This window comes from Chryseobacterium sp. 22458 (assembly GCF_052044975.1).
Taxonomy (GTDB): Bacteria; Bacteroidota; Bacteroidia; order Flavobacteriales; family Weeksellaceae; genus Chryseobacterium.
This window is the reverse complement of the sequence record NZ_JBQEOA010000006.1, coordinates 156,392-180,280: the sequence shown is the minus strand read 5'-3', so window position 1 is coordinate 180,280 and position 23,889 is coordinate 156,392. Positions and strand designations below refer to the sequence as shown.

The window sequence follows — 23,889 nt, the reverse complement described above, 5'->3', positions numbered from 1 at the left end:
CTATTGATTGAGAAGTTCTGTAAATTCTTTTTTATGCAGTATAATTTCTTTTTTGGAAAGTTTATTGGCTTCATAAACGATCTTGATATGTTTGATATCGGCTTTGAAGACCTTTAAGGAAACGATCAGTCCGCTGATCAGCTCGTCAATTGTATATTCATAGGTGCCGGTTTTACTGAAAGATCTTTCTTTGCCGCCAGTGGTCACAAGAATGTATACCTCCTTTCCTTCCAATGGATTGTGTTCTCCTTCTTTCAGCCAGTCTCTGTCGAAAACTTCATCAATCCATAATCTGAGAAGAGGAGGCATCCCGAACCATATCAGAGGAAACTGGAAGACAAAGCGGTCATAATTTTTGAGTCGTTTTCTTTCCCTGAAAGCGGCAATGTGAAAATCAGGATATTCTTCATAAAGATCTCTCAAGGTGTAATGCTGGTGGCGAACGTAGAAATTGATGAGCTCTACATTCGAGTTGGAGTGCTCCAGATAAGGATGGGCAAATATTACCAGCGTCTTCTTCATAAAATCCTGTTTTCAGTAAATATAGTGAAAAAATATTGAATAAAAGGTGGCTTTCGTGCTTGTTTGTTAATTTTTTAATATGAAAAAATCAATTTAACATTAATAAAAACAAAAATTTGATATTATTTTAGGTTTTTAAATAAAAATCAGGCCATTAAGACCTGATCTGTTTATATATAATAAATTATTTATCTACCATCCTCCGGAAGCACCACCGCCTCCGAAACTTCCACCTCCGCCGAAGCCTCCGAATCCGCCGCCTCCGCCACCGGAACTACCTCCACCGAAGCCACCGCCTCCAAAGCTGCCCGGGAACGGGAAGAAACCACCGGGATAATTTCTTCGTCCTCTTCTTGTAATGATCACATCGTCGTCATCGTCATTATTTCCACCACGGCCTCCGCCCCGGTTACCAAAAAGTATGGCAATAATGATGAAAATGATAAATGCAATGATCAGTACTTTGAATGCACTTCCGTTTCCTGAAGGAGCCGTTGTAGCGACAGGTTTAAATTTCCCCTGTACAGCCTCCATGATTGCTGAGGTTCCGCCATTGATACCGTCATACCACAGACCTTTTTTGAAATTGGGAGTAACGATATAATCCAGGATCTGGCCTGCTACGGACGCCGTAAGATATTGTTCCACTGCCCGCCCTTGCTGGATAGACATTGTTCTGTCTTCTGTAGCAATCAGGAAAACAACCCCGTTATCAACGCCTTTCTTCCCGATTTTCCATTGCTCTCCGAACATGGTAGCGAGGAAATTCACATCTTCACCTTTGGTGGATTTGATGATTACTACTTCAATTTCCGTTGAGGTAGAATCTGCAAACTTGATCAGTTTATTATTAAGAGCATCTTTTTCCTGCTGGGAAAGCAGTCCGGCTTCATCAAAAACAGGGTAGAGTACTGCCGGTTTTTCGGGTATGGTGTATTGTGCTGATACAAAAGTGTAAAAGCAGATCAATAGAAATGAAAATACTATTTTAAGAGAACGTAATTTCATTCGGGAGTTGGTTTGGATTTTCTCCTTCTACAGGAAAATATTTTTTAAGTTCAAGGCCGGTTTCCAGAATGGCACTTTTCAATGCCTGGTAATAATTTCCTTTTGCAAATTCAGCAGTGATATAATCATGCAGACGATCCCAGTAAGACTGGTGTACTTTAGCATGAATTCCGACATCACCAATTATGGTAAGGTATTTCTGTTCGAAATTGACATGAAAAAGCACCGCATTCCTATCGGCAGTTTTATCCATACACAGTTCTTTGAAAACCTCAAATGCTGTTTTGGCATCGCGGCTTTCCGTATTAGAGTCAATATGCACTCTGATCTCACCTGTAGAATGGTCTTCTGCTGACTGAATCGCTTCCACAAGGGAAGCGATCTGTTGATTTGTAAGGTAATTACCCATTATTATTTGAATGCTTCAGGGGCTTTTTCAGCTCCTGCTTCAGCTTTGAAATAAGGTTTTTCTTTAAAGTTGGTAAAATTCGCCAAAATATTATTTGGGAAAGTTTTGATAGAGGTATTGTAAACTTTTGCTGCATCATTGTAATAAACCGTTTCGGTTCTGATGCTGTTTTCAATAGCCGTATATTCTCTCTGGAAGTTGATATACTGCTGATCTGCTTTTAAGTTAGGATAAGACTCTACCACAGCCATCAAACGGCTTAATGCACCTGATAATTCTCCCTGTGCAGACTGGAATTTAGCAATATCTGCATCAGTCATATTCGTAGGATCAATGTTGATAGAAGTTGCTTTAGAACGTGCTTCCACTACCTGAGTTAACGTTTCCTGCTCAAATTTTGAATACGATTTTACCGTTCTTTCCAGGTTAGGAATCAGGTTGGCTCTTTTCTGGTACACGGTCTCTACATTAGACCATTTTGCGTTCACAGTCTGCTCTTTGTCTACAAAGCTGTTGTATCCGCTTCTTCCCCAGAAGAAAAGAACTGCAACGATAATAAGGAGGGCTATACCAATTGTTCCGGCGCCCAGACATCCTTTATTTTTCATAGTTTATTTTTTTAAATTTTTTGTGCTAACCAAATATACAAATTATGTGCTAATTTTGTAAAAAATTATATTTGAATGACAACAATAGTGGTGGCAATGGGAGAGAAGAATGAGATTGGTTTTGAAAACCAGTTGCTTTGGCATCTTCCTAAAGATTTAAAACATTTTAAAGACCTTACTTCCGGGCATCCGGTCATTATGGGAAGAAAAACTTACGAGAGTATTGGAAAACCACTTCCGAACCGTACCAATATTGTTGTTTCAAGAAAGAAAGACTGGTTTGAGGAAGGAATCCTTATTGTAGGAAGCCTGAAAGAAGCCATGAAGTTTGCTAAAAAGATCGATGAAGAAGTTTTCATCATCGGCGGCGGTAATATTTATGAGCAGACCATGGATATTGTAGATAAACTTGAGGTAACTTTGGTGAAGGCTGATCTTGAAGCAGATACTTTCTTCCCGAAAATAGATGAAAGAATCTGGAAAAAAACAAACGAGATCTGTCATGAGAAAGATGAAAAGAATGGCTATGACTTCTGTTTCCAGACTTTTGAAAGAGTTAAGAGTGAATAGTTATAGGAATTCTAACCTCTAACTTCTAGCTTCTAATCTCTAATTTATTTATCTTTGCACTTCTAAAATTTAATAATGAATAAGAACATTAAAATTGCAGTAGCAGCACTTCTTATCCTTCTGGGACTTTATATGATGATTTTCACAAGAAATCTTGGATGGGGGATTGTTGTTTTTCTTCTTGCCGCATTTCCAATCTTACTTTACTTTAAAAATGAGTATATCCTTTTGGCGTTCTGGCAACTGAGAAAACAGAATATGGAAAAAGCTGCAGAATGGCTGACAAAAATTACTGATTATAAAGGACAACTTCATAAAACCCAATACGGATATTTCCACTATTTATTAGGATTAACTCAAGCTCAGGATCACCCGACAAAAGTTGAACCTCTAATGAAAAAAGCTTTGGAATATGGGTTGAATATGAAACACGACAGAGCAATGGCTACTTTAAACCTTGCTGCAGCTGCTATTTCTAAAGGAAGAAAACAGGAAGGGCAGAAACTGCTGGAAGAAGCTAAAAGATTAGACAGTGCAGGAATGATGACTGATCAGATTAAAATGATGAAAGATCAGTTGAAAATGCCTTCCATGCAGAAGCATATGCACAATCCTAATATGAGAAATAGAGGGAAGTTCTTCTAAGAAATACCCAACATACAATCAATATAAAGGCTCTGATTTTTCAGGGCTTTATTTTTTACAGGGAAGAAGATGTTGGTGGAGGTTCTAGGTTTAAAAAGGTGTCTTTTGGATAAATATTTTTTCTGATGGGTTGAAGGCTATCCATTTTTTCGAAACTGTCTCTAAGATCAGTCTTGTAGAAAAATTTTCGTTGCTTTTTATAAGTAATGGAAACGTAAGGCCAATTGTTTTTTTCCTTAATAGTATCTGATTTTTTGAGATATTTTAAATAATTTTCAAAAGATAAAGGATCATCTGCTTTGATCTTATAAAGGATTTTGGGTAATGTCTGTTTTCTTCCCGAACCTTTTTCAGAATACTTTTCTATATACAAAGAATCATTTTGCTTTATAAAGGTATACTCCTCAAAGGCGAAGAAGGTGCATTGAGAAAGGTCAGTCTTTATTTTTAAGGTATCTCCGTTCTCCATTTTTTCTGAGAATTGGTACAAATCCTTATCCAGATCAAACTTATTCTCATATTGGCAAGAGCATAGAGTAAATGTTAAGATAAGGGAAGTAAGAATCCTCATAAGACTACATTTCCGAATTCTGATCATACCCATAAAATTTCGGCATCTGCCAATGGTATTTTACAGCTAAAGTTCTGATGGCAACGATCAGTAAAATAGTAAAGATCTGTATAAAAGTATAGGACAGGGGCGTGTATTTTGTCATTAATAAGAACGCAGCTCCTCCTACAATACATGCCGTAGCATAGATTTCCTTTCTGAATATCAATGGAATTCTGTTGAGCAGGATATCCCGTATAATTCCTCCAAAACAGCCGGTTATGGTTCCCAACGCAATACAGATCAGGGGATGAATACCTGAATTTAATCCTTTTTGTACACCAATAATAGTAAACAATCCAAGTCCGAAGCTATCAAAAATAAACAAGGTTACTTTGAAGTTCTTTTCAAGAGATTTAAAAACCATTGAAAAAATACTGGTGGCGAGGATCAGACCACACATCAGGAGATCATGCATCCAGAATACGGGGATATCCAAGAGGAGATCCCTTACAGTTCCTCCGCCTACGGAAGTAACAAAAGCAATAATAAGAACGCCGAAAGGATCAAGCCGTTTCTGCATGGCTGCAAAACTTCCTGACATGGAAAACGCAATGGTTCCCAGTACTTCTATAGCGAAATTGAACTGTTCGTGCATATACTATGAGTAATGAATAATGAGCAATGAGTAATAAAAATTATGCCACTTAAATCTGAGACAATTTAAATTTATATTTGGTCATAACCTTTACAAGCTCTTCACATTCTGATTTTAAATGTAGAATTTTTTCCGGACTTATATATTCCATTTCCTCAATAATTTCAAGCCAAAGTTGGGTTTCATCGATTTCCTCAACTACAATACAGATTTTAGCAAATTTTTCTTTTTCAGATCTCGCTCTTGAAACAGCTCTGTAATTAGCGGCTACAGACGTTGAAGATCTTATAATTTGCTTTCTTATGATTGAAATATCGTCAGAATATGGCAATACAGAAAGTGTTCTGATGATAGCAATAGAGAATTTCTTAGTTCTTTCACGAAAAACCTGATTAAAATCCATATTATCAAAATTACTCATTGCTCATTGCTCATTACCTATTACTTATTGTATTTATCTTTCAACCCTGACGGAATCCGGAACCATCAGCTCATATTCACCGCCGTGGGTGATGATTTCCCTTACGATGCTGCTGCTGATGAATGATTTTCCTGAGGAGGTTAACAAGAATACAGTTTCCAGTTTTTTATGGGCTAAAGTTCTGTTGGTGTGGGCAATTGCTTTTTCGAATTCAAAATCAGCCGGATTTCTAAGTCCTCTGATGATATATTGAGCATTTTTTTCGAAGCAGTAGTCTACCGTAAGCCCTTCGAATGAGTCTACTTCCACATTGGGAAATTCTGCCACAGAGTTTTGGATGAATTCCATTCTTTTTTCAAGAGGGAACATATATTTTTTCTGGGAATTCTGTCCAATGGCGATGATTAATTTATCAAATAGCGGAGCCGCTCTTTCTATAATGTCGTAATGTCCTAGTGTAATCGGGTCAAACGACCCAGGGAAAACAGCAATTTTCATGTTGTACGAGTTATGATTTTGAATTGTAAATTATCCGTTAAAAGATATGGATTTTGTATCTCTGACTTCTAACCTCTAATTTCTAACCTCTAATTTCTAAATTCTAAATTCTATATTATTTATTAAGAGCTTTTTCAACTTCATTTCCACAAAGGTCCATAATGGAAATTCCATAATGCTTAGCCTGCTGGGGAAGAATACTTGCTGGAGAGAATCCTGGGTTGGTATTCATTTCAAGCATATAAGGGATACCGTCCATCAGGATATATTCACTGCGTGAAAAACCGCTCATACCTAAAGAATTGTAAGCTCTTTTAGCAATTTCTTCCACTCTTTTTGTGGTTTTTTCATCAATTCTTGCCGGGGTAATTTCCTCAGAAGCGCCTTCATATTTAGCTTCGTAATCAAAAAATTCGTTGGTAGGTACAATTTCTGTAATTCCCAATACAATGGTTTCTCCTTTAAAATCGATAACACCTACGGAAACTTCCATACCGTCTAAGAAACTCTCAATAAGGATTTCATCATCTTCTTTGAATGCAATTTCAGTAGCAGCAATCAATTCGGATTTTTCTTTCACTTTTGAAATTCCCAGAGAAGATCCGGACTGGTTGGGTTTTACAAAAAGAGGAAGGTTCAGTTCTTCCACGATCTTATCAACATCAATGGCCTCTCCTTTTCTTAGATAAATACTTTTTGCGGAAGGGATCCCGTATTTTGAGAGTACAGCAAGGGTGTCTTTTTTATTGAAGGTAAGGGCGCTCTGATAAAAATCACAGCCTGTATATTTCTGTCCTATTGCATCCCAGTAAGCCTGAAGAATCCCGTTCTCACCCGGAGTTCCATGGATGATATTGAAGCATGCATCAAATTTCAATGTTTCACCATTGTCTAAGGTCACAGAAAAATCACCTCTGTTGATCTCATATTTCTGATCATTTTCTCCTAAAAAATACCATTCGTCTTTCAGGACTACTACTTTATATACATCATACAGATTTCTGTCTAAAGAATCATAGATCAGCTGTCCGCTTTTTAAAGAAACCACATATTCATCAGAATAGCCTCCCATTACTACGGCAACACTTTTTTTGTTCATAACCATATAGTATCAATTAAGGCAAATTTAATGATTTTATGTAATGCAATATGGGAAATCGGTAAATTTTAAAATCAAAAGTGAATTGTGTTAAATAAAAAGTCCATTCTAAAATTATTAGCTATATTTGCGGTTATAATTAAAGTATTTTTAAGTATGCTTAAATCACTTTTCAATTGGAAAGTTTTAGTGAATTTAGTAGTAGCCATCGGTGTTTTTGTGGGTCTGGTATGGCTTACATTCCGCTGGTTGGAGTACCATACGAATCACGGTCAGGAAATCCCTGTTCCCAATGTAGTAAATAAATCGGTGCATGATGCCGTTAAAATATTAGATGACACCGGATTGGAATATGAAGTAGACAGTGCCAATTATGACCCTAAATACAGACCGTTTCAGGTGCTGCAGGTTTACCCGGCACCAGGTTCCCGTGTGAAGGACGGAAGAACTGTACGTCTTAAAGTGAATCCAAGAACCTGGGCTCCTATTGTTGTTCCGGATGTGATCAACAAATACTCGGGACTGGCATTCCAGAGACTGGATCAGGTAGGTCTTAAGATCGGGGATACCATCTATGAGCCAAGTATCCAGAAAGATGCCCTTTTAAGAATCTTATATAAAGGAAATGCCGTAAATCCGGGAGCTAAAATTCCTAGATTCTCCATTATTGATGTAGTAGTAGGATCAGGACCTATGAGAAATATCTCTATTCCTAATGTGGTAGGACTTTCTGTAAAAGAAGCAAGAGCGGTGATTACCAAGAGTATGTTTGAAGTAGGACTGGTAGAATATGAAGATGGCGGTAAGGATGAATCTGATATCATTTATTATCAGGATCCGGCTGCAGGAGATGTTCGTGACCAGGGAATGCAGATTGACCTTTGGGCAAGTAAGCGTACACCTGCCGAGCTCAGAGCAAAAGTAGAACAGCTGAATTCTATTTACCGTATGAAAGTAGATACTTCGCTGCCTCCGGTACGATATGAAGAAGTACACAATGAACCTGTGTATGAAGCTCCGGTAGTACCTCCTCCGGCACCTAAAAAAGAAACCCCTAAGCCGGAAGTGCCTAAAACAGAGACTCCGAAGGCCCAGACCACCACCCCTAAGCCTTCAGGTACAGGAACAGAAAAACCTAAAACGTCTTCTAATACTCCTGCAGCAGGAAGTACAGCCAAGCCTGCTTCCTCTACCACCGCAACACAGCCTGCCCAAAAGCCGAAAGCTAAGAAGGTAGTCGTAGAATAAAATCAGATTAATATCAAAAATACTGGCTTCAACTGCAAAATGTTGAAGCCTTTTGTGTAAAAAATATAAAACAATGTCAGAAGATAACGAAGATTTCTTAGATGAAGAATTATTAGATTCCAACAGTATCGAAAACATCGATATTGACGAGGAAAATAAAGGATTGTATGAGCATCTTAATATCACTGTTGATCCTAAACAGGAACCTTTAAGAATAGACAAATTCCTTCTGATCTACAGGCAGAATTCTTCCAGAAATAAAATTTCGCAGACCTGCAGGGCCGGAAACGTTATAGTGAACGGAACTGCCGTAAAGCAGAATTATCGTGTGAAGCCGGGAGATCAGATTTCCGTATTGCTTACGCATCCTCCAAGAGAAAATGTCATTATTCCTCAGGATATTCCTCTGAATATCGTTTATGAAGATGATGATCTTGTAGTAGTAGACAAGGAAGCGGGAATGGTGGTGCATCCGGGACACGGGAACTGGGACGGAACCCTTGTGAATGCGCTGGCTTTTCATTTTGAAAAGAATGGCGATAAATCTGACCTCGACAGGGTAGGACTGGTACACAGAATTGATAAAGACACTTCCGGGCTTCTGGTAATTGCCAAGAATGAATATGCATTAAGTTTTCTCGCCAAACAGTTCTTCAACAGGACTACAAAGAGATTGTACTGGGCTTTTGTATGGGGAAATCTTCAGGATGAGGAAGGAACCATCCGTGGGCACATCGGAAGACATCCTAAAAACAGGATGCAGATGTCCGTATACGAGGACGGCAGCCAGGGGAAACATGCGGTAACCCATTATAAGGTACTGGAACGTTTCAAATATATGACCTGGGTAGAATGCAAACTTGAAACCGGAAGAACACACCAGATCAGAGCTCACTTCAAACATATCGGGCATACCCTGTTCAATGATGAAAGATACGAAGGACATACGCCTCTGAGAGGGATCAATCTTCCGAAATACAAACAGTTTATCAAAAATGTTTTTGAGATTCTTCCAAGACATGCCCTTCATGCGCACACCCTTGGATTTATACACCCGACAACAAAAAAGGAATTATATTTTGAAAGCCCAATGCCCAAAGATATGGCGGATGCTGTAAAAAAATGGAGAAATTATTTGGAAAACTAAAAATATATTGAGAATTTTTTTATATTTGTTGAATTGAAATCAAGATTTGTTATGAGAAAACTATATGCTATCGTATGTTTAGCTCTTTTGTCAAATGCATACAAAGCACAAGAATCACTACCATACTATCAGCAATATCTTTTGGATGGTGAGTTCCTGTTCAACCCAGCTCAATACGGAAAAACAGATTACGTACAGCTCAACGCCAATTATCAACAACAATTTTCCAAATTCAGCAATTCTCCGAATGTACAGTCACTCGGGATGAATGCGAATATCTTTGATAGAGTGGGTGCCGGTATCTCCGTATTCAGAGACAGCAACGGACCTATTTCTGCTGGTGGTATTACAGCCGGTGCTTCGTATTTTATTCCTTTAAGCAGTGAAGGCGACAGAAAAGATCAGTTCTCTTTCGGTACCAGCGTTAACTTCTATAACATGAATTTTGATTACTCCAAAATCAATACTGAGGAAGGAGGTGATCCATTATTAAGAGGAGAAGAAAGTAATATCTTCATGGTATATGCCAATTTCGGTTTAGCAGCTACCTACAGAGGATTATTCGGAGGAGTTTCCGTGAATGATATCGCTTTAAGTAATGATGCTTCGATCGTTAACAATTACGAGCCTTCACCAATCAAATTTTTCTTAAACTTAGGATATAACTGGAATATTGCTGATAATATTACCTTAGCACCTTCAGCTTTGATCAACCTGAATACCAACTCAACAAGAATGATCGACTGGAACCTTATGGCGACATTCTCCAATGATATCAACGCATTCTCTTTCGGAGTAAGCTACAGAACAGTTCAGAACAGATTTGATAATCAGAACCTGAGCATCTCTCCAATTGTAAAAGTGAGATTCAACAAATTTATGATCGGTGCAACGTATAACCTTGGAATATCTGATATTCAGAGTTATGGAGGAAACAGCTTCATGATTGGTCTTGGTTATAACTTCGATAACTTTATTAATGTTAGAGGATTTAGATATTAATCAATTTAATTTAAATAAATTTGAGCTCTGGATTTTTCCAGGGCTTTTTTTATGATATACATTCACATCCCGTTCTGTAAACAAAAATGCAGCTATTGTAACTTTCATTTTTCAACATCTTTGAATTTCAAGGATGAAATGCTGCGTGCTATGAAGACTGAAATGCTGCTCAGAAAAAATGAACTGCAGAACAAATCTCTGAAATCATTGTACTTTGGAGGCGGAACTCCCTCTATTCTTTCTGTAGATGAGATCAGTTCTTTAATTGATGAAGTTTTAAAGTATTTCAGTTTTGAAAAAGATATTGAAATTACACTGGAAGCCAATCCCGATGATCTTGATAAAAGTTTTTTAAAACAGCTGGCCGGAACCCCTGTCAACAGGCTTTCGATAGGTACCCAAAGTTTTTTTGAAGACGATCTTAAGCTGATGAACAGAGCTCACAGTGCATCAGAAGCAGAAAGTTCGATCAAAAGAGCCCAGGATTTCGGATTTGAAAACCTTAGTATTGATTTAATTTATGGTTCACCTACTTCCAGTCTTGAAATCTGGAAAGAAAATCTGAATAAAACCATAGTGCTGGAGGTTCCTCATATTTCTTCCTATGCTTTGACGGTGGAACCCAAGACTGCTCTGGAAAACTGGATATCAAAGGGAAAGGTGAAAAGCCCTAAAGAAGAAGAACAAAACAGGGAATTTTACTATTTGTCAGATTTTCTGAAAGACAATGGATTTGAACATTACGAAGTATCCAACTTTGCAAAGCCGGGATTCTACTCAAGACATAATTCTGCCTACTGGAAATATCAGGAATATCTGGGAATAGGCCCTTCCGCACATTCTTATAACGGATTTGATATCAGAAGCTGGAATGTTGCCAATAATCAACAGTACATTAAAAAGCTTAATGATAAATTGTTAGCCAAAGAAGAAGAAATTCTTTCCAGGGAAGATCAGTTCAATGAAATGATCATGATCGGGTTGCGTACCATCTGGGGAGTTGATCTGAAAAGCCTGAAAAATAAATTTTCAGATAGAATGCTGGAACATTTTCAGATAGAAATTAAATCTAAGATTGAAGAAGGCATTTTAATCATTGAGAATGATCATTTGAAAATTCCTGAAAAACATTGGTTTATGGCAGACGGAATTGCTTCGGATTTGTTTATTGTATAATGCTTGCAGATATACAAATGTGACATAAAATTCACTATTTTTGTATAAAATTTCACTTCATTTGAAAACTAAAAAACAAGATTATTCACATCTTTCACCCAGTCAGCCTATCGGAATTTTTGACAGCGGGGTAGGAGGGCTTACCGTTGCCAAGGAAATCAAAAGACTTCTTCCTAATGAGGATCTTATCTATTTTGGAGATACGAAGCACCTTCCTTATGGTGAAAAGTCGAAAGAAGCCATTATAGAATATTCTACAAAAATCACCAATTTTCTGCTGGAGCAGAACTGTAAAGCGATTGTAATTGCCTGTAATACGGCAACAGCTAATGCATTGAATGAAGTGATGCAGTCTGTTGCGGGGAAAGTTCCTGTAATAGACGTGATCAACCCTGTTGCTGAAAAAGTATCTTATGAAATACACAATAACGTAGGAGTTATTGCCACCAAGGCAACTGTGAATTCCGGATTGTATAAGAAAAGCATCAGAAAGCATAATAAATGGATCAAAGTGGATGAGCTGGCAACTCCACTGCTGGTGCCTGCTATTGAAGAAGGATTTAAAAACCATCCCATCACACATGCCATTATCTACAATTATCTGAGCAATAATAAACTGAAAAATATTGAAACCCTGATTCTTGGATGTACCCATTATCCGCTTTTGATTGATGAAATCAAGCAGTACTATGGGAACAGGGTGCGTGTCATTGACTCTCCGAATATTGTAGCCAATCATCTGAAGATCATTCTGGATAAGTACAATCTTCTGAATGATAACAACCCTAAACCGAATTATCATTTTTATCTCTCGGATCTTACCAAGAACTTTGAAAAAATCTCCAAGAAGTTCTTCGGTAAAACAATTGATCTGGAACTGAAAGTATTATAAATTAAAAAGTCTGCTTCAGTAGGAGGCAGACTTTTTCTTTATTACATTTTATCATTGCGAGTTCCACATGTGTGAGATAGAACAAAGACGTCAATCATTATGCTTCCACAATTACTTTTTCAGCTTTTAATCTGGTCTTTGGATTAAACTTTGGCTGATTCGTGTCTGTTTCATCTTTCTGTCCGATGGCAACAGCAAATAATGTCTCATATTTTTCATTTTTCAGCAGATCATCATACTGTTCCGGCTCGATGCCTTCCATTGGTGTAGAATCTATTCCCATAGCTGCACACGCAGAAAGCAATACGCCTAAAGAAAGGTAAACCTGATGACCAAGCCAGGATTTTACAGATTCCTCACCTTTGATCTTTACTCTGTTTTTGTAGTAGTTTATATTACCTTCCGGAAGACTTTCTTCAATCTGCTGTTCAAAATCTGCCGTATTCTTCAGAACCTGGAAAATAATCAGGTGGCTACAGTCCAATACTTTTTCTTTATTGATGAAAGAGACTTCTGCCAGTTGTTTCTTCAGCTCAGAATCACTTACAAAAATAAAGTTCCATGGCTGGCTGTTAATGGATGACGGGCTGAGATTCAGAATTTCTTTAAGCTCTTCAATCTGTTCTTCACTGATTTTTCCTTGAGGGTTATACTTTTTTACAGTATACCTGTTTTTCATTTTGTCTAAAAAGTTCATAATTTTATACTATCATTTTTATAGTTACAAAATTAATTTAAGTTTATTAACTTTGCAATAACGGTAAAAAATGATAGTATAAAAATGTATACAATTGATAATAAAAAATACCCTTGCTGTACCAGTGTAACCATGCGGTTTATAGGAGGGAAATGGAAAGCGGTTATTTTATATCACCTGATAGACGGGGCGAAAAGATATAATGAGCTGAGGAAAGTGATTCCTACGATTACAGAAAGAACCCTGAGCCTGCAGCTTAAGCAGCTGGAGGAAGATCATATAATCGACAGGAAGGTATTTACAGAAAAGCCGCCTTTAATGGTTGAATATACATTAACGGATTTTGGAAAAACACTGCTTCCGGTATTGGAAGCCATTACAGATTGGGGGAAAAGCGCTCCTGAGAAATCAAAAAAAATAATCAGGAATTAAAGTTCCTGATTATCTTCTTTATTCGGCTCAAAAAAACTGAAACTCACGTTTCCGTATTTTCTGGTATCGGTCAGATTGGGATGTTCAAGCTTCATACGGCTCTGATGTTCCACAATAAGAACTCCGTTCTCTTTTAAGTATTTATTGTTTAAAACCAGTGAGATCAGCTCATAGTATTTTTTCTCTTCCATTTCAAAGGGAGCATCTGAGAAAACGATCTCGAAAGATTTTTTATTTCTGAATTTTTTCAGCCAGTCAAATACATCTCCTCGCTGTACATTGATCTGAAGAGCCATATCAAGCTCTGATGCGGTGGAATTGATAAATGCCGTATGCTTTGGATTCATTTCTACAGACATAATATCCTGACATCCTCTGGAAGCAAATTCCAGGGAAATAGACCCGATTCCTGCGAAAAGATCAAGCACGGAAATCGACTGCATATCATATTTATTTTCCAGAATACTGAATAATGCTTCTTTAGCAAAATCTGTGGTTGGCCGCACTTCAAAGTTTTTAGGAGCGGCAATTTTTTTGGCTTTCCATTTTCCGGATATTATTCTGAACATATTTTTCGTAGGGTTTAGGTAATAGATTTCAGGTGACAGTGTACGGGATCTGATCCCAAATAGCTGCGGTCTGCAATCTAATTAAGTATAAAATTCTTGTTGGGAATATTGTCAAAAACAATTTTCAGGTTTTTAACGAATTTCTGAAGTTCGGATATGAAGGTTTCGTTTTCCGTTGTTTCACCATAAGCATAAAAGCTGGTTTCATTGATTCCAAAACCTATCTTGCTCAATGTAAACATAATAAAGTAAAGAAAATCCACCTCCGAATTGACATCAAGATTGTTGTAAAGAATAATCTTTTTGTTATCAATGGCGAAAAACTCACATTGATTGTGATAAAGGTTGATGTGAATTTCCTTATTATTCTTATTACTAATGGAGCTCAGGAACTTTTCACCGGAAAAATTGAAATGAACCGGCAGGGCCAATTCTTTTATTTTCCTGTAATAATCTTTCGGGAAAGTATAATAAAACTGAATTCCGAATTTTTTATTGATAGACAGCATCAGCTCTTCTTTCTCACGGTCTGCCGGAGCATTGAAGGCAATAAGGTCAAAGCCTGTATCATGCTGGGAAAAACCTTCAGGCATCAGGGTAAAATGATTCAATGCCGAAATCACCTGAATTTCATCAAATCGCTGTCTGATAAGAACTTCATCAAGCTTTTCGTCAATAAGATCAGCCGGAGTTTCTTCGGTAACGAAATAAGACTTTTCTTCCAGAATGCTCTTGTTTTTCACAATCTGGTAGATCAATCCGTCTTTGGTAAAAAGTAAATTAAGTACGTTCATATTTCAATTCCTGCAAATTTAGTGAAATTCTACCATTACCGCACCTGATTGATGGTGAAGTATTTCCTTATTATAAAAATCAATATTAACCTGGCTTTCCAGTACATCCCGCACCATTCTCTGTAAAGTTCCGTCACCAATACCGTGAACGATTTCCAATCTCTTCAGGTTATGCTTTCTGCAAAACTCAATCACCTCAATCAGTTTTTCTTTTTGAATAAACAATCTTTCGAAGCTGTCATAGTCATCAGGATTCTTTACCAAATTATGAAAATGCAGGTCTAAAACCAAATGATTTTTCTGATGTTTCTTAGAAATAATTTTTTTAGGCTCTGCTTTTTTTACGATCCTGATATTTTCATACAGATCAGCATCTTTCGGAACCAGTTTTTCTTTCGGATATTGATGGGTAAAGCCGTATTCATCTTTAAAAACAACAATATTTCCCTTCACGGAAGTGACCACTCCGCTTAAATCTTCATCTACTACCGAAACCTTATCGCCGATCTTCATAATTTTTTAAGGCTTATCTGAACCCAATATTTGTACAAAGGTAGAAAGTAAAAGGTATGAAGACAAGCCTCAAACTTTCACGCCCTCTCACCCGTTACACTCTTGGCCCCAGTTCAATAATTTCCAGATCTTTGACCTCTTCACCATCCACTACAAACCGCATCATCGTTCTCACTTTGTGCCAGCCCTGTTTTCCGCAGGCCCCAGGATTCAGGTGAAGCAGATTATTTTTCTCATCATACATGGCTTTCAAAATATGTGAATGTCCTGAAATAAATAATTTAGGAGCTTTCTCTGCAATCTCTTTTTTTGTGAGTGGAGTATATTTTCCGGGATAGCCACCAATATGGATCATTAAAACTTCCAGATTTTCACAGAAGAAACGGTTGACTTCCGGAAATTCAGCCTGAATTTTGGCATTATCGATATTTCCGTAAACGCCTTTCAAAGGTTTTATTTTTTCCAGCTGTTCAATGACATCCAGACTCCCGAAATCCCCGCAGTGCCATACTTCATCGGCCTGAGAAGCATATTCCAGAATGCGGTCATCCATATAGGAATGGGAATCGGAAAGGAGAAGAATCTTTGTCATTACCTAAGCGTTCTTTCGGTGATATTTTCGTGATATTTATCTTTGAAAACAGCTACACGCTCAGCATTCAGTTCTCCGTCATGATTGATGACTCTTTCTTTCAGCAGCCATCTTACCAGTTTTTCCATTCCTTTTTTAGAATTCATAAAATTGGCAATTTTGGCCATGTCTGTAGACTCTACTTTTGTTTTTTCGGTCAGGAAATTGAGGATGAAATAATCATCACTTACATATCTTGGGGTTTCATTATCCATATACCGGTAAAGGAGAACTTCCTCATCATCCTTCATCGAAAAAAATGAATATTGAGCTGCGTTGATCTTTTCTGCTTTCAGGATCTGTTTCCCATCCAGTAAAACTTTATCGTCTTTGATGGTCACTTCCTGAGAAAAATATAAATTACAGCTTATCACCAGTAAGAATAATGCAAATAATCTGTTTAGTTTCATTTTTAATTTTTTAGACTGCAAATATAAAGAAGCTTTAACTAATGATGTTTTTTAGTAAGAAATATCTTTTGTTCTGCGTATAGAATCCAGTTTTTTTTCTGTCTCTGCACTGAAAACCTTTCTCAGCTTCAATTCATTTTCCGTCAGTTTTGAAATGATAAATGTGCCGTTCATATTGGCATTGGAAGGAAACAGAAAACTCACCGTTGTATCAGAAACTTTTTTCCATGCTCCGATATACAGATCAAACCTTATATTTTTAGAAGGAATATTTTCCTGCGTATCAAATCTGAAAGGAGAGCTTTCCAGATTTCCTGTAATTTTTCCGTTTTTCTGAAATCTGAGTCCCTGTCTTTTTTTCTCAAAAGCTTTTTGTTTTTCATAAGTATAGATGTAGGTGTCCATACTTTTCAGATTCCATGTTTGAAGAAGTAAAGGATCAGAAGTTCTGTCCTGACTTTTCATAAAACCAACGGCAGAAAAAGATATTAAAAGAATACAGACAGATTTTTTCATAGGATAATGGCTGATTGATGAAAATAACAAAATTTTTTACGCTGCAAAGTTAGCATCATATTTATTAAATTTGGGAAAATTAAAAAAACAATGAAACAGAAATTTTCTTTTTTCATTTTTCTTTTGACCGTAGGATTGGCTAATGCGCAGGTTGAAGAAAAAAAGCTGGATGAACTGATCCAAAATACTTTAAAAACCTTTGACGTGCCGGGAATGTCGGTGGGAATTGTAAAAGATGGAAAAGTAACCTATTCCAAAGGGTTTGGTGTACGTTCTCTTACTTCCAGACAGCCTATGGATGACAATACATTGGTAGGTATTGCCTCCAACTCCAAAGGATTTACCTGTGTAGCACTAGCTATCTTGGCTGATGAAGGAAAATTGAACTGGGATGATAAAGTTTCAAAATATATTCCTGAATTTCAGATGTACGATCCGTACGTTTCCCAAAATGTGACCGTAAAAGACCTGATTACCCACAGAGCAGGATTAGGATTGGGACAGGGAGATCTTATGTTTTTTCCTGAGGGAGGAAACTTAACTGTGAATGATATCGTTCACAATGTAAGATACCTGAAACCGGAAAACCCTTTCAGAACAAAACTGGATTATAACAATATTATGTTCATTGTAGCCGGTGAGGTGATCCACAGAGTTTCCGGTTTAAGCTGGACGGAATTTATTGAGCAGAGAATCATGAAGCCGGTAGGGATGACATCCAGTTTCGGAAGCTATAACAGAGCAAAATCAACCGCTAATAAAATTGATGCCCATGCTCCTGTAGATGGAAAAGCCATTGCTGTACCTCACGACTGGAATGAAACAGCCAATGCAGCAGGAGGGATTATGAGTAATATTAAAGATATGACGACCTGGGCAGAATGTCTGTTGAATAATTTCACCACTAAAGATGGTAAAAAACTAGTTTCAGATAAAAATGTTCAGCAGTTATGGAGTCTTCAGATTCCTGACAGGGTAGCAGCAAAGAATCCTTACGACACAAGCTTTTATGGCTATGGTTTAGGCTGGTTCCTGAGCGACGTGAAAGGGCATAAGCAGGTACAGCATACCGGAGGACTGATCGGTACTGTAACCCAGTTTACCCTGATTCCTGACCTGAAACTGGGAATCATAGTGTTAACGAATCAGCAATCCGGAGCAGCTTTCAATACGATTACCAATACCGTAAAAGACTCTTACCTTGGTGTTGCAGACAGAAACTGGCTGAAGACATACGGGGACAGAATGTCTAAAATGGAAGCAGAATTTGATAAGCAAAAGAAAGATGCCTTTGCAAAATCAGAAGCATTCAAAAAAGAAAAATCACTTCATCCGAAGGCAGAGCAGTTTACCGGAACGTATAACGATGCCTGGTTTGGAGATGTAGAAATTGCGCAGCAGGGGAGTACCTACAGAATTTCATGCAAAAACTCACCAAGGTTAAAAGGGGAACTTCTTCCTTATTCTAATAATTCTTTCATTATCAAATGGGATGACAGAAGCTATGACGCAGATGCTTATATCGTTTTTAATTATGACGAAACAGGCAAAGCACAATCAGCAAGGTTGAAAGCAATTTCTGATGTAACGGATTTCAGTTTTGATTTTGATGATCTGGACTTGAAGAGGAAGTAAATAATATTAAAAAATACTCAATAGGAACGGGCTTTAGCCCGTTTTTTCATTTTTATAATGATAATGGCTTTAGCCTAAACTAACCACCCCGTCAAAAATTCTTTGAATTTTCGCCACCCCTCCGGAAGAGGGGAATATGCAGTCAGTAATAGAAATACTGGTTTACTGTACAAGATTCAGATCCTGATTTGCTAATGTAAGTTCTGTATTAAGATGTTGCTTTTCAAAGAAATTTTTCAACTCAATAAGCCTTTTCTTATGCTTATAATGAATACTTGAATTTAGTTTTCTTTGGCAGAGTGAGCAGGCTCTGGCAACATGATAATCCGTTTCAGTAAGGGAATTGGTTCCGTTCATCACACAGTTGGCATTCAGGCAATGGCTGATTCCAAACATGTGCCCGATCTCATGTGAGCTGATTTTTATTAATCTTAACAAACTTTCATTGAAGTTAGAATCTGTTAACTGACTATCGGCAAATCTGTACATCGAAGTTACTCCTACACCATCTTCATAAGAAGCAAGTCCAAACACATAGTTCCATTCCGGTTTTGGGAAAAGATCTTTTTCTGTGATTCCCATCAATACTACAGCATCTTTGGGTTTGCGTTTGATCAGGATACTGTCTAATACATAACCTGCCAACAGTTGTTCCTGTCCTTCATCAGCAGTTCTTTTTACATTTTTAGGGAAAATATCGTTGGTCAATACCGGAAGAACTTTTGTTTCCAGCTGAAAATATATTTTTAAATATTCTTTTGTGAGCTCTATTTGCTTTTGCTGAAGCTTATTGAACTGTCCTATCGGCTGAAGATAGATTATATTTTTATGTGGCTCAGGCTTAATTTTTTCTAATTTTTGAAAATCTTCAAATTTCTGAAAATTTTCATCGTGGCTATACCTCCAGCTTGCGGGTTTGGGAGTGGAGGATAATTTTATATCATTGATAGCTATCGTTTCAAAATAGTTCTTCTCCTTTTTCTGACATGAAAAAAAGAATATAAAGACTATGGCATAAAGAAGAGTAGGGGTAAGGTTATATTTTCCCAGGCTCATAAAAGAACAGAAGTTTTTTTCTGGCACCGTCAAACTCAGACCATGAATTGCAGTCTACTTCGAAGCCGGCTACTCCGCAGGTCGGAAAATGAAAAATATCTTCAGAAATGGAATTGGCAAAATTGGAAATTCCATTATTGTGTGAGAAGAAGGCTACCGAATCCAGATTATCATCCAGATCATAGATGACAGATTCAAAACTGCTTTCTGACGGATTATATAATTTTTGATCAGTAGAACAGTTCAGCTGATAAGTCTGATTAAAAATCTTACAGGTATTAAGGGCACGCACTGCCGGGCTCGATATAAAATGATCGATAGAAATATTATTGTTTTTAAGGAATCTTGACATGTTCATAGCATCCTCCAAACCTTTGTCTGCCAGGGGTCTGTCAAAGTCGTCGGTTTCTTCCGGCCAGTCGCTTTTTGCATGTCTAACGAGGATGAGTCTCTTCATATATCTGTTTTTTGGAAGATTAAAATTATAAAAAAAATAATGGAATAAAACATGATTTATATAAAAAAACTGCGTTATGAATAAAATCAGTAAATTTTACTAAATTTGCAGACTTATGGGACAAATCCTTGCAATAGACTACGGAAAAGCCCGTTGTGGCATCGCTGCGACGGATGATATGCAGATTATAGCCAGTGGGCTGGAGACTGTGGAAAACCGTTTATTGATAGATTTTCTGAAAAAATATTTCAGCGAAAATAAGGTAGATGAAGTTGTGATTGGGCTTCCCATAGACCTGAAAGGAAATGTTTCAGAAGTGGAAACCGATATTTTAAAATTCATTGAAGAATTTAAAAAAGAATTTTCGGATATTGCAGTCCACCGTTTTGATGAAAGATTTACATCCAAAATGGCTTCGTTTTTTATTTCACAAAGTGGAAAAAATAAGAAAAAGAGGCAGGAAAAAGGATTAATAGATAAAGTAAGTGCAACCATCATATTGCAGAATTTTTTAGAACAAAGATTAAGATGATATTACCGATAAGAGCTTTTGGGGATCCTGTTTTGAGAAAAGTGGGAAAAGATATAGATAAAGACTATCCCGAATTACAGGAACTGATAGATAACATGTTCGAAACCATGTACAGCGCAAATGGCATAGGTCTTGCAGCGCCACAGATTGGTTTGGATATCCGTCTGTTTGTAATAGATGTGACGCCTCTTGCAGAAGATGAGGATTATGAAGATATTAAAGATGAGTTGGCAGAGTTCAAAAAAGTTTTCATCAATGCCCAGATTCTTGAAGAATCCGGTGAAGAATGGAAGTTCAACGAAGGCTGTCTTTCTATTCCGGATGTGAGAGAAGATGTGAAAAGAAAGGGCACAATCGTCATTGAATATTATGACGAAAATTTTGTGAAACATACAGAAACTTTTTCCGATATTAGAGCCCGCGTAATTCAGCATGAATATGATCACATTGAAGGGATTCTGTTTACCGATCACCTGAGCGCTCTGAAGAAAAAGCTGGTAAAAGGTAAACTGACTAAGATCTCCCAGGGTGATGTAAACATCGGTTACAAAATGAGATTTCCAAAGTAATTTAAACAAGGACAAAAAGAGATAATAAAAAGCAAAAAGCTAGTGCTGATTGCAGAATTTACAAAAAATAAAATTATGCTGTTAGAAAAAATAATTTCAATTTCTGGAAAACCAGGACTTTACAAATTAGTTTCTCAATTAAGAAACGGATTCATCATTGAAGATGTTACCAACAAGAAAAAAGTAAGCATCGGGAACTCAAGCCAGGTAAGCTTATTAGATAATATCGCAATGTTTACATTTGAAAAGGAAGTTCCTTTGTTCGAAGTTTTTGAAAATATTGCTAAAAACAACGACTATAAGGAAACCATTTCTCACAAATCTTCAGATGCAGATTTAAAAGAATTTATGTTAGCTTCTCTTCCTAACTATGATACTGAAAGAGTATATGCTTCTGATATCAAGAAATTGGCTCAGTGGTACAACATCCTTCAGAAAGCAGGATATATTACTCCTGAAAGCTTTGTGAAAGCAGAACCTGAAACTTTAGACGGCGAGCCTGCTGAAGAAGTAAGCATAGAAAAAGAAGCTAAAAAAGCAGCTCCTAAAGCAGAAAAGCCTGCTGCTCCAAAAGTAAAAGCTACTTCCGCTGCAAAATCAGCTCCAAAGAGCACACACAGAAAGCAAGGATAATTCATTCAATTTGAATTAACAATACAATGCCTTGTCTGGAATTTCCGGACAAGGTTTTTTGTTTTTCTGGCAGCAGGTAATAGCGAGTTTATATTTCAAAACCTAACAGGTTTCGAAAACCTGTTAGGTTTAATTACCTGATCTATCCGGAATTTTGCACTCCGCAACTTTTACTCCCAATGTTTGTAATGATGTCTGAATAACCCTTACATTTGTATAAGATTGAATTTCCCATTACTTATGAATACGAAACAGGAAAAGCTGGAAGCTTTCGGAAGATTATTGGATATTATGGATGATTTGCGTGAAAAATGTCCATGGGATCAGAAACAGACTTTACAGTCCCTTCGTCATCTTACCCTTGAAGAAACCTATGAGCTTTCTGATGCTATTTTACAGGAAGACCTTCTGGAAATAAAGAAAGAGCTGGGAGATGTTCTGCTTCATTTGGTTTTCTATGCTAAAATAGGCTCGGAGAAAGAAAGCTTTGATATTGCAGATGTGATCAATTCTCTTAACGAAAAGCTGATTTTCCGTCATCCCCATATCTACGGAGATACGGAAGTGAAAGATGAAGAGGAAGTAAAGCAGAATTGGGAAAAACTGAAACTGAAAGAAGGGAATAAATCTATTCTGGGAGGCGTACCCAAAAGTTTGCCCAGTCTGGTGAAGGCTTACAGAATTCAGGATAAAGTGAAAGGAATTGGTTTTGAATTCCATGATGCGGAGGATGCCTGGAAAAAGGTAGATGAAGAAATTCAGGAGTTTCACGAAGAAACGGATCCGGAGAAAAAAGAGCAGGAGCTGGGAGATGTATTTTTCTCATTAATTAACTATGCACGGATATCGGGGATCAATCCGGATTCTGCTCTGGAAAGAACCAATCTGAAGTTTATTTCAAGATTCCAGAAGATGGAAAACCTTGCAGATGAGCAGGACCTGAAGCTTGCAGATATGTCTCTAGAAGAAATGGATGCTCTCTGGGAAAAGGCAAAAAAGTTGCAGTAACCCCGGCTGGAATGATTAATGCTATCTATATTCATTAAAAAAAATAAATATGTTACGTTTTCTTATGCTACCCGCTTTGTTTTTACTGAGCTGCAATCCAAAAGCCCAGAATTCACCTCCTAAAGAAGATGAATTAAAAGTCGAATTCACACTTCCCAAAAAACTGAAAGAAGTTTCAGGAATTACACTTTCCACGGATAAGAAAACCTTCTGGGTGATCGAAGACAGAGGTAATAAAAATGAAGTATACGGTGTTAATGAGAGCGGTCAGATGGTGGCTAAAATCCCGGTTGAAAATAGTGAAAATACAGATTGGGAAGACATTACATCAGATCCGCAAGGGAATATTTACATCGGGGATTTTGGAAATAATGATAACGACCGAAAAGACCTTGCTATTTTAAAAACAGATCTGAAAGATATTACCCAAACTTCAACGAAGGTGATCCAGACCACCAGATTTCATTACCAGGGCCAAACGGAGTTTCCACCGAAAAAATCCAATTTACTTTACGACTGTGAAGGTTTTGTAGAAATGGACGGTAACTTCTATCTTTTCACCAAAAACAGAAGCAAAGGATTTGACGGAACTTTCCTGGTATTTAAAGTTCCCAATAAAGAAGGAGATTTTGAAGCAAAATTAATAGGTACTCTAAAGCTTCAGGGAGGATATAACGATGGGGCTATTACCTCTGCAACCATCAACAGTACGAAAGATAAGATTGTATTGCTGACGCATAAAAATATTCATGTTCTTACCGGATTTAACGCTGATGATTTCAGTGCTGCTAAAATTCAGAAAATTTCCCTGAATCATAATTCTCAGAAGGAAGCTGTTGTTTTTCATGATGATAAAACATTGATGATTGCAGATGAGAAAGATAAGAGTGAGGGAGGAAACGTATATAAATTTTCTTTTTAGGAAGTATATTATCTTTTCTAATAAATCAAAATCCACAGAGTATATCTGTGGATTTTTTTAAT

General features: G+C 37.2%; 32 protein-coding genes. 14 read left to right on the top strand and 18 right to left on the bottom strand.

Features of this window, described 5'->3' with window-relative positions:
- The 4 genes from ACTJJF_RS19550 to ACTJJF_RS19535 form a co-directional block, all read right to left on the bottom strand.
- Entirely contained in the window at positions 1-522 is a 522-nt protein-coding gene (locus tag ACTJJF_RS19550; protein ID WP_312301816.1) for an NAD(P)H-dependent oxidoreductase, read from the bottom strand.
- Between the two features lie 192 nt (positions 523-714).
- On the bottom strand, positions 715-1,530 hold the full coding sequence (locus tag ACTJJF_RS19545; RefSeq protein WP_440700733.1) for a TPM domain-containing protein: 816 nt from the start codon (positions 1,528-1,530) through the stop codon (positions 715-717).
- Positions 1,511-1,939 carry a TPM domain-containing protein gene (locus ACTJJF_RS19540; protein ID WP_440700732.1) on the bottom strand — a complete coding sequence of 143 codons (429 nt, stop codon included), beginning with the start codon at positions 1,937-1,939 and terminating at the stop codon, positions 1,511-1,513. The genes ACTJJF_RS19545 and ACTJJF_RS19540 overlap by 20 nt, the downstream gene beginning before the upstream one ends.
- Before the next feature lie 2 nt (positions 1,940-1,941).
- On the bottom strand, positions 1,942-2,547 hold the full coding sequence (locus ACTJJF_RS19535) for a LemA family protein (protein WP_440700731.1): 606 nt from the start codon (positions 2,545-2,547) through the stop codon (positions 1,942-1,944).
- A 75-nt stretch (positions 2,548-2,622) separates the two neighbouring features.
- Here ACTJJF_RS19535 and ACTJJF_RS19530 point away from each other — a divergent pair, with 75 nt between their 5' ends.
- Positions 2,623-3,117: a dihydrofolate reductase gene (locus ACTJJF_RS19530; RefSeq protein WP_440700730.1), complete on the top strand. Its 495-nt coding sequence runs from the start codon at positions 2,623-2,625 to the stop codon at positions 3,115-3,117.
- 75 nt (positions 3,118-3,192) lie between these two features.
- Positions 3,193-3,762 (top strand): hypothetical protein, encoded by a 570-nt coding sequence (locus tag ACTJJF_RS19525; protein WP_065400469.1) that lies wholly within the window; start codon positions 3,193-3,195, stop codon positions 3,760-3,762.
- A gap of 55 nt (positions 3,763-3,817) precedes the next feature.
- On the opposite strand, the gene ACTJJF_RS19520 is transcribed toward ACTJJF_RS19525, so the two are convergent.
- The 5 genes from ACTJJF_RS19520 to ACTJJF_RS19500 all read right to left on the bottom strand — a co-directional run bounded on the left by ACTJJF_RS19520 (position 3,818) and on the right by ACTJJF_RS19500 (position 6,988).
- Positions 3,818-4,231 (bottom strand): hypothetical protein, encoded by a 414-nt coding sequence (locus ACTJJF_RS19520; RefSeq protein WP_440700729.1) that lies wholly within the window; start codon positions 4,229-4,231, stop codon positions 3,818-3,820.
- A 106-nt stretch (positions 4,232-4,337) separates the two neighbouring features.
- Positions 4,338-4,970: a trimeric intracellular cation channel family protein gene (locus tag ACTJJF_RS19515; protein ID WP_440700728.1), complete on the bottom strand. Its 633-nt coding sequence runs from the start codon at positions 4,968-4,970 to the stop codon at positions 4,338-4,340.
- Between the two features lie 49 nt (positions 4,971-5,019).
- A complete protein-coding gene (locus tag ACTJJF_RS19510; protein WP_312301826.1) occupies positions 5,020-5,391 on the bottom strand; it encodes a four helix bundle protein in 372 nt (123 codons plus the stop codon).
- A 33-nt stretch (positions 5,392-5,424) separates the two neighbouring features.
- Positions 5,425-5,889 carry a pantetheine-phosphate adenylyltransferase gene (coaD, locus tag ACTJJF_RS19505; RefSeq protein WP_047098871.1) on the bottom strand — a complete coding sequence of 155 codons (465 nt, stop codon included), beginning with the start codon at positions 5,887-5,889 and terminating at the stop codon, positions 5,425-5,427.
- Positions 5,890-6,004: 115 nt separating this feature from the next.
- On the bottom strand, positions 6,005-6,988 hold the full coding sequence (locus tag ACTJJF_RS19500) for a D-alanine--D-alanine ligase (protein WP_440700727.1): 984 nt from the start codon (positions 6,986-6,988) through the stop codon (positions 6,005-6,007).
- Positions 6,989-7,144: 156 nt separating this feature from the next.
- Between ACTJJF_RS19500 and ACTJJF_RS19495 the strand changes: the two genes are divergently transcribed.
- The 5 genes from ACTJJF_RS19495 (at position 7,145) to murI (ending at position 12,453) form a co-directional block, all read left to right on the top strand.
- Positions 7,145-8,236 carry a PASTA domain-containing protein gene (locus ACTJJF_RS19495; protein ID WP_065400472.1) on the top strand — a complete coding sequence of 364 codons (1,092 nt, stop codon included), beginning with the start codon at positions 7,145-7,147 and terminating at the stop codon, positions 8,234-8,236.
- A gap of 73 nt (positions 8,237-8,309) precedes the next feature.
- Positions 8,310-9,383 (top strand): RluA family pseudouridine synthase, encoded by a 1,074-nt coding sequence (locus tag ACTJJF_RS19490; protein WP_174715395.1) that lies wholly within the window; start codon positions 8,310-8,312, stop codon positions 9,381-9,383.
- Positions 9,384-9,434: 51 nt separating this feature from the next.
- Entirely contained in the window at positions 9,435-10,385 is a 951-nt protein-coding gene (locus ACTJJF_RS19485; RefSeq protein WP_440700726.1) for a PorP/SprF family type IX secretion system membrane protein, read from the top strand.
- Between the two features lie 51 nt (positions 10,386-10,436).
- Positions 10,437-11,561 (top strand): radical SAM family heme chaperone HemW, encoded by a 1,125-nt coding sequence (hemW, locus tag ACTJJF_RS19480; protein WP_440700725.1) that lies wholly within the window; start codon positions 10,437-10,439, stop codon positions 11,559-11,561.
- Between the two features lie 61 nt (positions 11,562-11,622).
- Complete coding sequence (murI, locus tag ACTJJF_RS19475) at positions 11,623-12,453, top strand: glutamate racemase (protein WP_065400475.1); 831 nt, start codon at positions 11,623-11,625, stop codon at positions 12,451-12,453.
- Between the two features lie 97 nt (positions 12,454-12,550).
- Here the strand turns inward: murI and ACTJJF_RS19470 are convergent, their stop codons facing one another.
- Entirely contained in the window at positions 12,551-13,150 is a 600-nt protein-coding gene (locus ACTJJF_RS19470; RefSeq protein ID WP_440700724.1) for an NAD(P)H-dependent oxidoreductase, read from the bottom strand.
- 84 nt (positions 13,151-13,234) lie between these two features.
- Here ACTJJF_RS19470 and ACTJJF_RS19465 point away from each other — a divergent pair, with 84 nt between their 5' ends.
- Complete coding sequence (locus ACTJJF_RS19465) at positions 13,235-13,582, top strand: winged helix-turn-helix transcriptional regulator (protein ID WP_312301839.1); 348 nt, start codon at positions 13,235-13,237, stop codon at positions 13,580-13,582.
- Here ACTJJF_RS19465 and ACTJJF_RS19460 read toward each other — a convergent pair.
- The 6 genes from ACTJJF_RS19460 to ACTJJF_RS19435 all read right to left on the bottom strand — a co-directional run bounded on the left by ACTJJF_RS19460 (position 13,579) and on the right by ACTJJF_RS19435 (position 17,015).
- Positions 13,579-14,151 (bottom strand): RsmD family RNA methyltransferase, encoded by a 573-nt coding sequence (locus ACTJJF_RS19460; RefSeq protein WP_065400478.1) that lies wholly within the window; start codon positions 14,149-14,151, stop codon positions 13,579-13,581. The genes ACTJJF_RS19465 and ACTJJF_RS19460 overlap by 4 nt on opposite strands.
- A gap of 77 nt (positions 14,152-14,228) precedes the next feature.
- Positions 14,229-14,945 carry a DUF3822 family protein gene (locus ACTJJF_RS19455; RefSeq protein ID WP_440700723.1) on the bottom strand — a complete coding sequence of 239 codons (717 nt, stop codon included), beginning with the start codon at positions 14,943-14,945 and terminating at the stop codon, positions 14,229-14,231.
- Positions 14,946-14,963: 18 nt separating this feature from the next.
- On the bottom strand, positions 14,964-15,458 hold the full coding sequence (locus ACTJJF_RS19450; RefSeq protein WP_440700722.1) for a Smr/MutS family protein: 495 nt from the start codon (positions 15,456-15,458) through the stop codon (positions 14,964-14,966).
- 94 nt (positions 15,459-15,552) lie between these two features.
- Positions 15,553-16,050, bottom strand: coding sequence for a metallophosphoesterase family protein (locus tag ACTJJF_RS19445; protein WP_312301843.1), 498 nt, complete (start codon positions 16,048-16,050; stop codon positions 15,553-15,555).
- Positions 16,050-16,499, bottom strand: coding sequence for a hypothetical protein (locus ACTJJF_RS19440; RefSeq protein WP_440700721.1), 450 nt, complete (start codon positions 16,497-16,499; stop codon positions 16,050-16,052). Before ACTJJF_RS19440 ends, ACTJJF_RS19445 begins: the two co-directional genes overlap by 1 nt.
- Positions 16,500-16,550: 51 nt before the next feature.
- The gene (locus tag ACTJJF_RS19435) at positions 16,551-17,015 is read right to left on the bottom strand and encodes a hypothetical protein (RefSeq protein ID WP_440700720.1); all 465 of its coding nucleotides are present in this window, start codon (positions 17,013-17,015) and stop codon (positions 16,551-16,553) included.
- Positions 17,016-17,105: 90 nt separating this feature from the next.
- On the opposite strand from ACTJJF_RS19435, the gene ACTJJF_RS19430 reads away from it, so the two are divergent.
- Positions 17,106-18,650: a serine hydrolase gene (locus ACTJJF_RS19430; protein WP_440700719.1), complete on the top strand. Its 1,545-nt coding sequence runs from the start codon at positions 17,106-17,108 to the stop codon at positions 18,648-18,650.
- Between the two features lie 162 nt (positions 18,651-18,812).
- Here the strand turns inward: ACTJJF_RS19430 and ACTJJF_RS19425 are convergent, their stop codons facing one another.
- Both ACTJJF_RS19425 and ACTJJF_RS19420 read right to left on the bottom strand, forming a co-directional pair.
- Positions 18,813-19,706, bottom strand: a complete 894-nt coding sequence (locus tag ACTJJF_RS19425; protein WP_440700718.1) for an archaemetzincin — start codon at positions 19,704-19,706, stop codon at positions 18,813-18,815.
- Positions 19,687-20,163, bottom strand: coding sequence for a SixA phosphatase family protein (locus ACTJJF_RS19420; protein WP_440700717.1), 477 nt, complete (start codon positions 20,161-20,163; stop codon positions 19,687-19,689). Before ACTJJF_RS19420 ends, ACTJJF_RS19425 begins: the two co-directional genes overlap by 20 nt.
- A gap of 115 nt (positions 20,164-20,278) precedes the next feature.
- On the opposite strand from ACTJJF_RS19420, the gene ruvX reads away from it, so the two are divergent.
- From ruvX to ACTJJF_RS19395, 5 genes are all read left to right on the top strand, one after another.
- Positions 20,279-20,695: a Holliday junction resolvase RuvX gene (ruvX, locus tag ACTJJF_RS19415; protein WP_312301851.1), complete on the top strand. Its 417-nt coding sequence runs from the start codon at positions 20,279-20,281 to the stop codon at positions 20,693-20,695.
- The gene (def, locus tag ACTJJF_RS19410) at positions 20,692-21,264 is read left to right on the top strand and encodes a peptide deformylase (RefSeq protein ID WP_110009647.1); all 573 of its coding nucleotides are present in this window, start codon (positions 20,692-20,694) and stop codon (positions 21,262-21,264) included. The genes ruvX and def overlap by 4 nt, the downstream gene beginning before the upstream one ends.
- 75 nt (positions 21,265-21,339) lie before the next feature.
- A complete protein-coding gene (locus ACTJJF_RS19405; protein WP_440700716.1) occupies positions 21,340-21,897 on the top strand; it encodes a DUF5606 family protein in 558 nt (185 codons plus the stop codon).
- Positions 21,898-22,137: 240 nt separating this feature from the next.
- Positions 22,138-22,905 carry a nucleoside triphosphate pyrophosphohydrolase gene (mazG, locus tag ACTJJF_RS19400; protein WP_440700715.1) on the top strand — a complete coding sequence of 256 codons (768 nt, stop codon included), beginning with the start codon at positions 22,138-22,140 and terminating at the stop codon, positions 22,903-22,905.
- A 49-nt stretch (positions 22,906-22,954) separates the two neighbouring features.
- On the top strand, positions 22,955-23,827 hold the full coding sequence (locus ACTJJF_RS19395; protein WP_440700714.1) for a hypothetical protein: 873 nt from the start codon (positions 22,955-22,957) through the stop codon (positions 23,825-23,827).
- Positions 23,828-23,889: the final 62 nt, after the last annotated feature.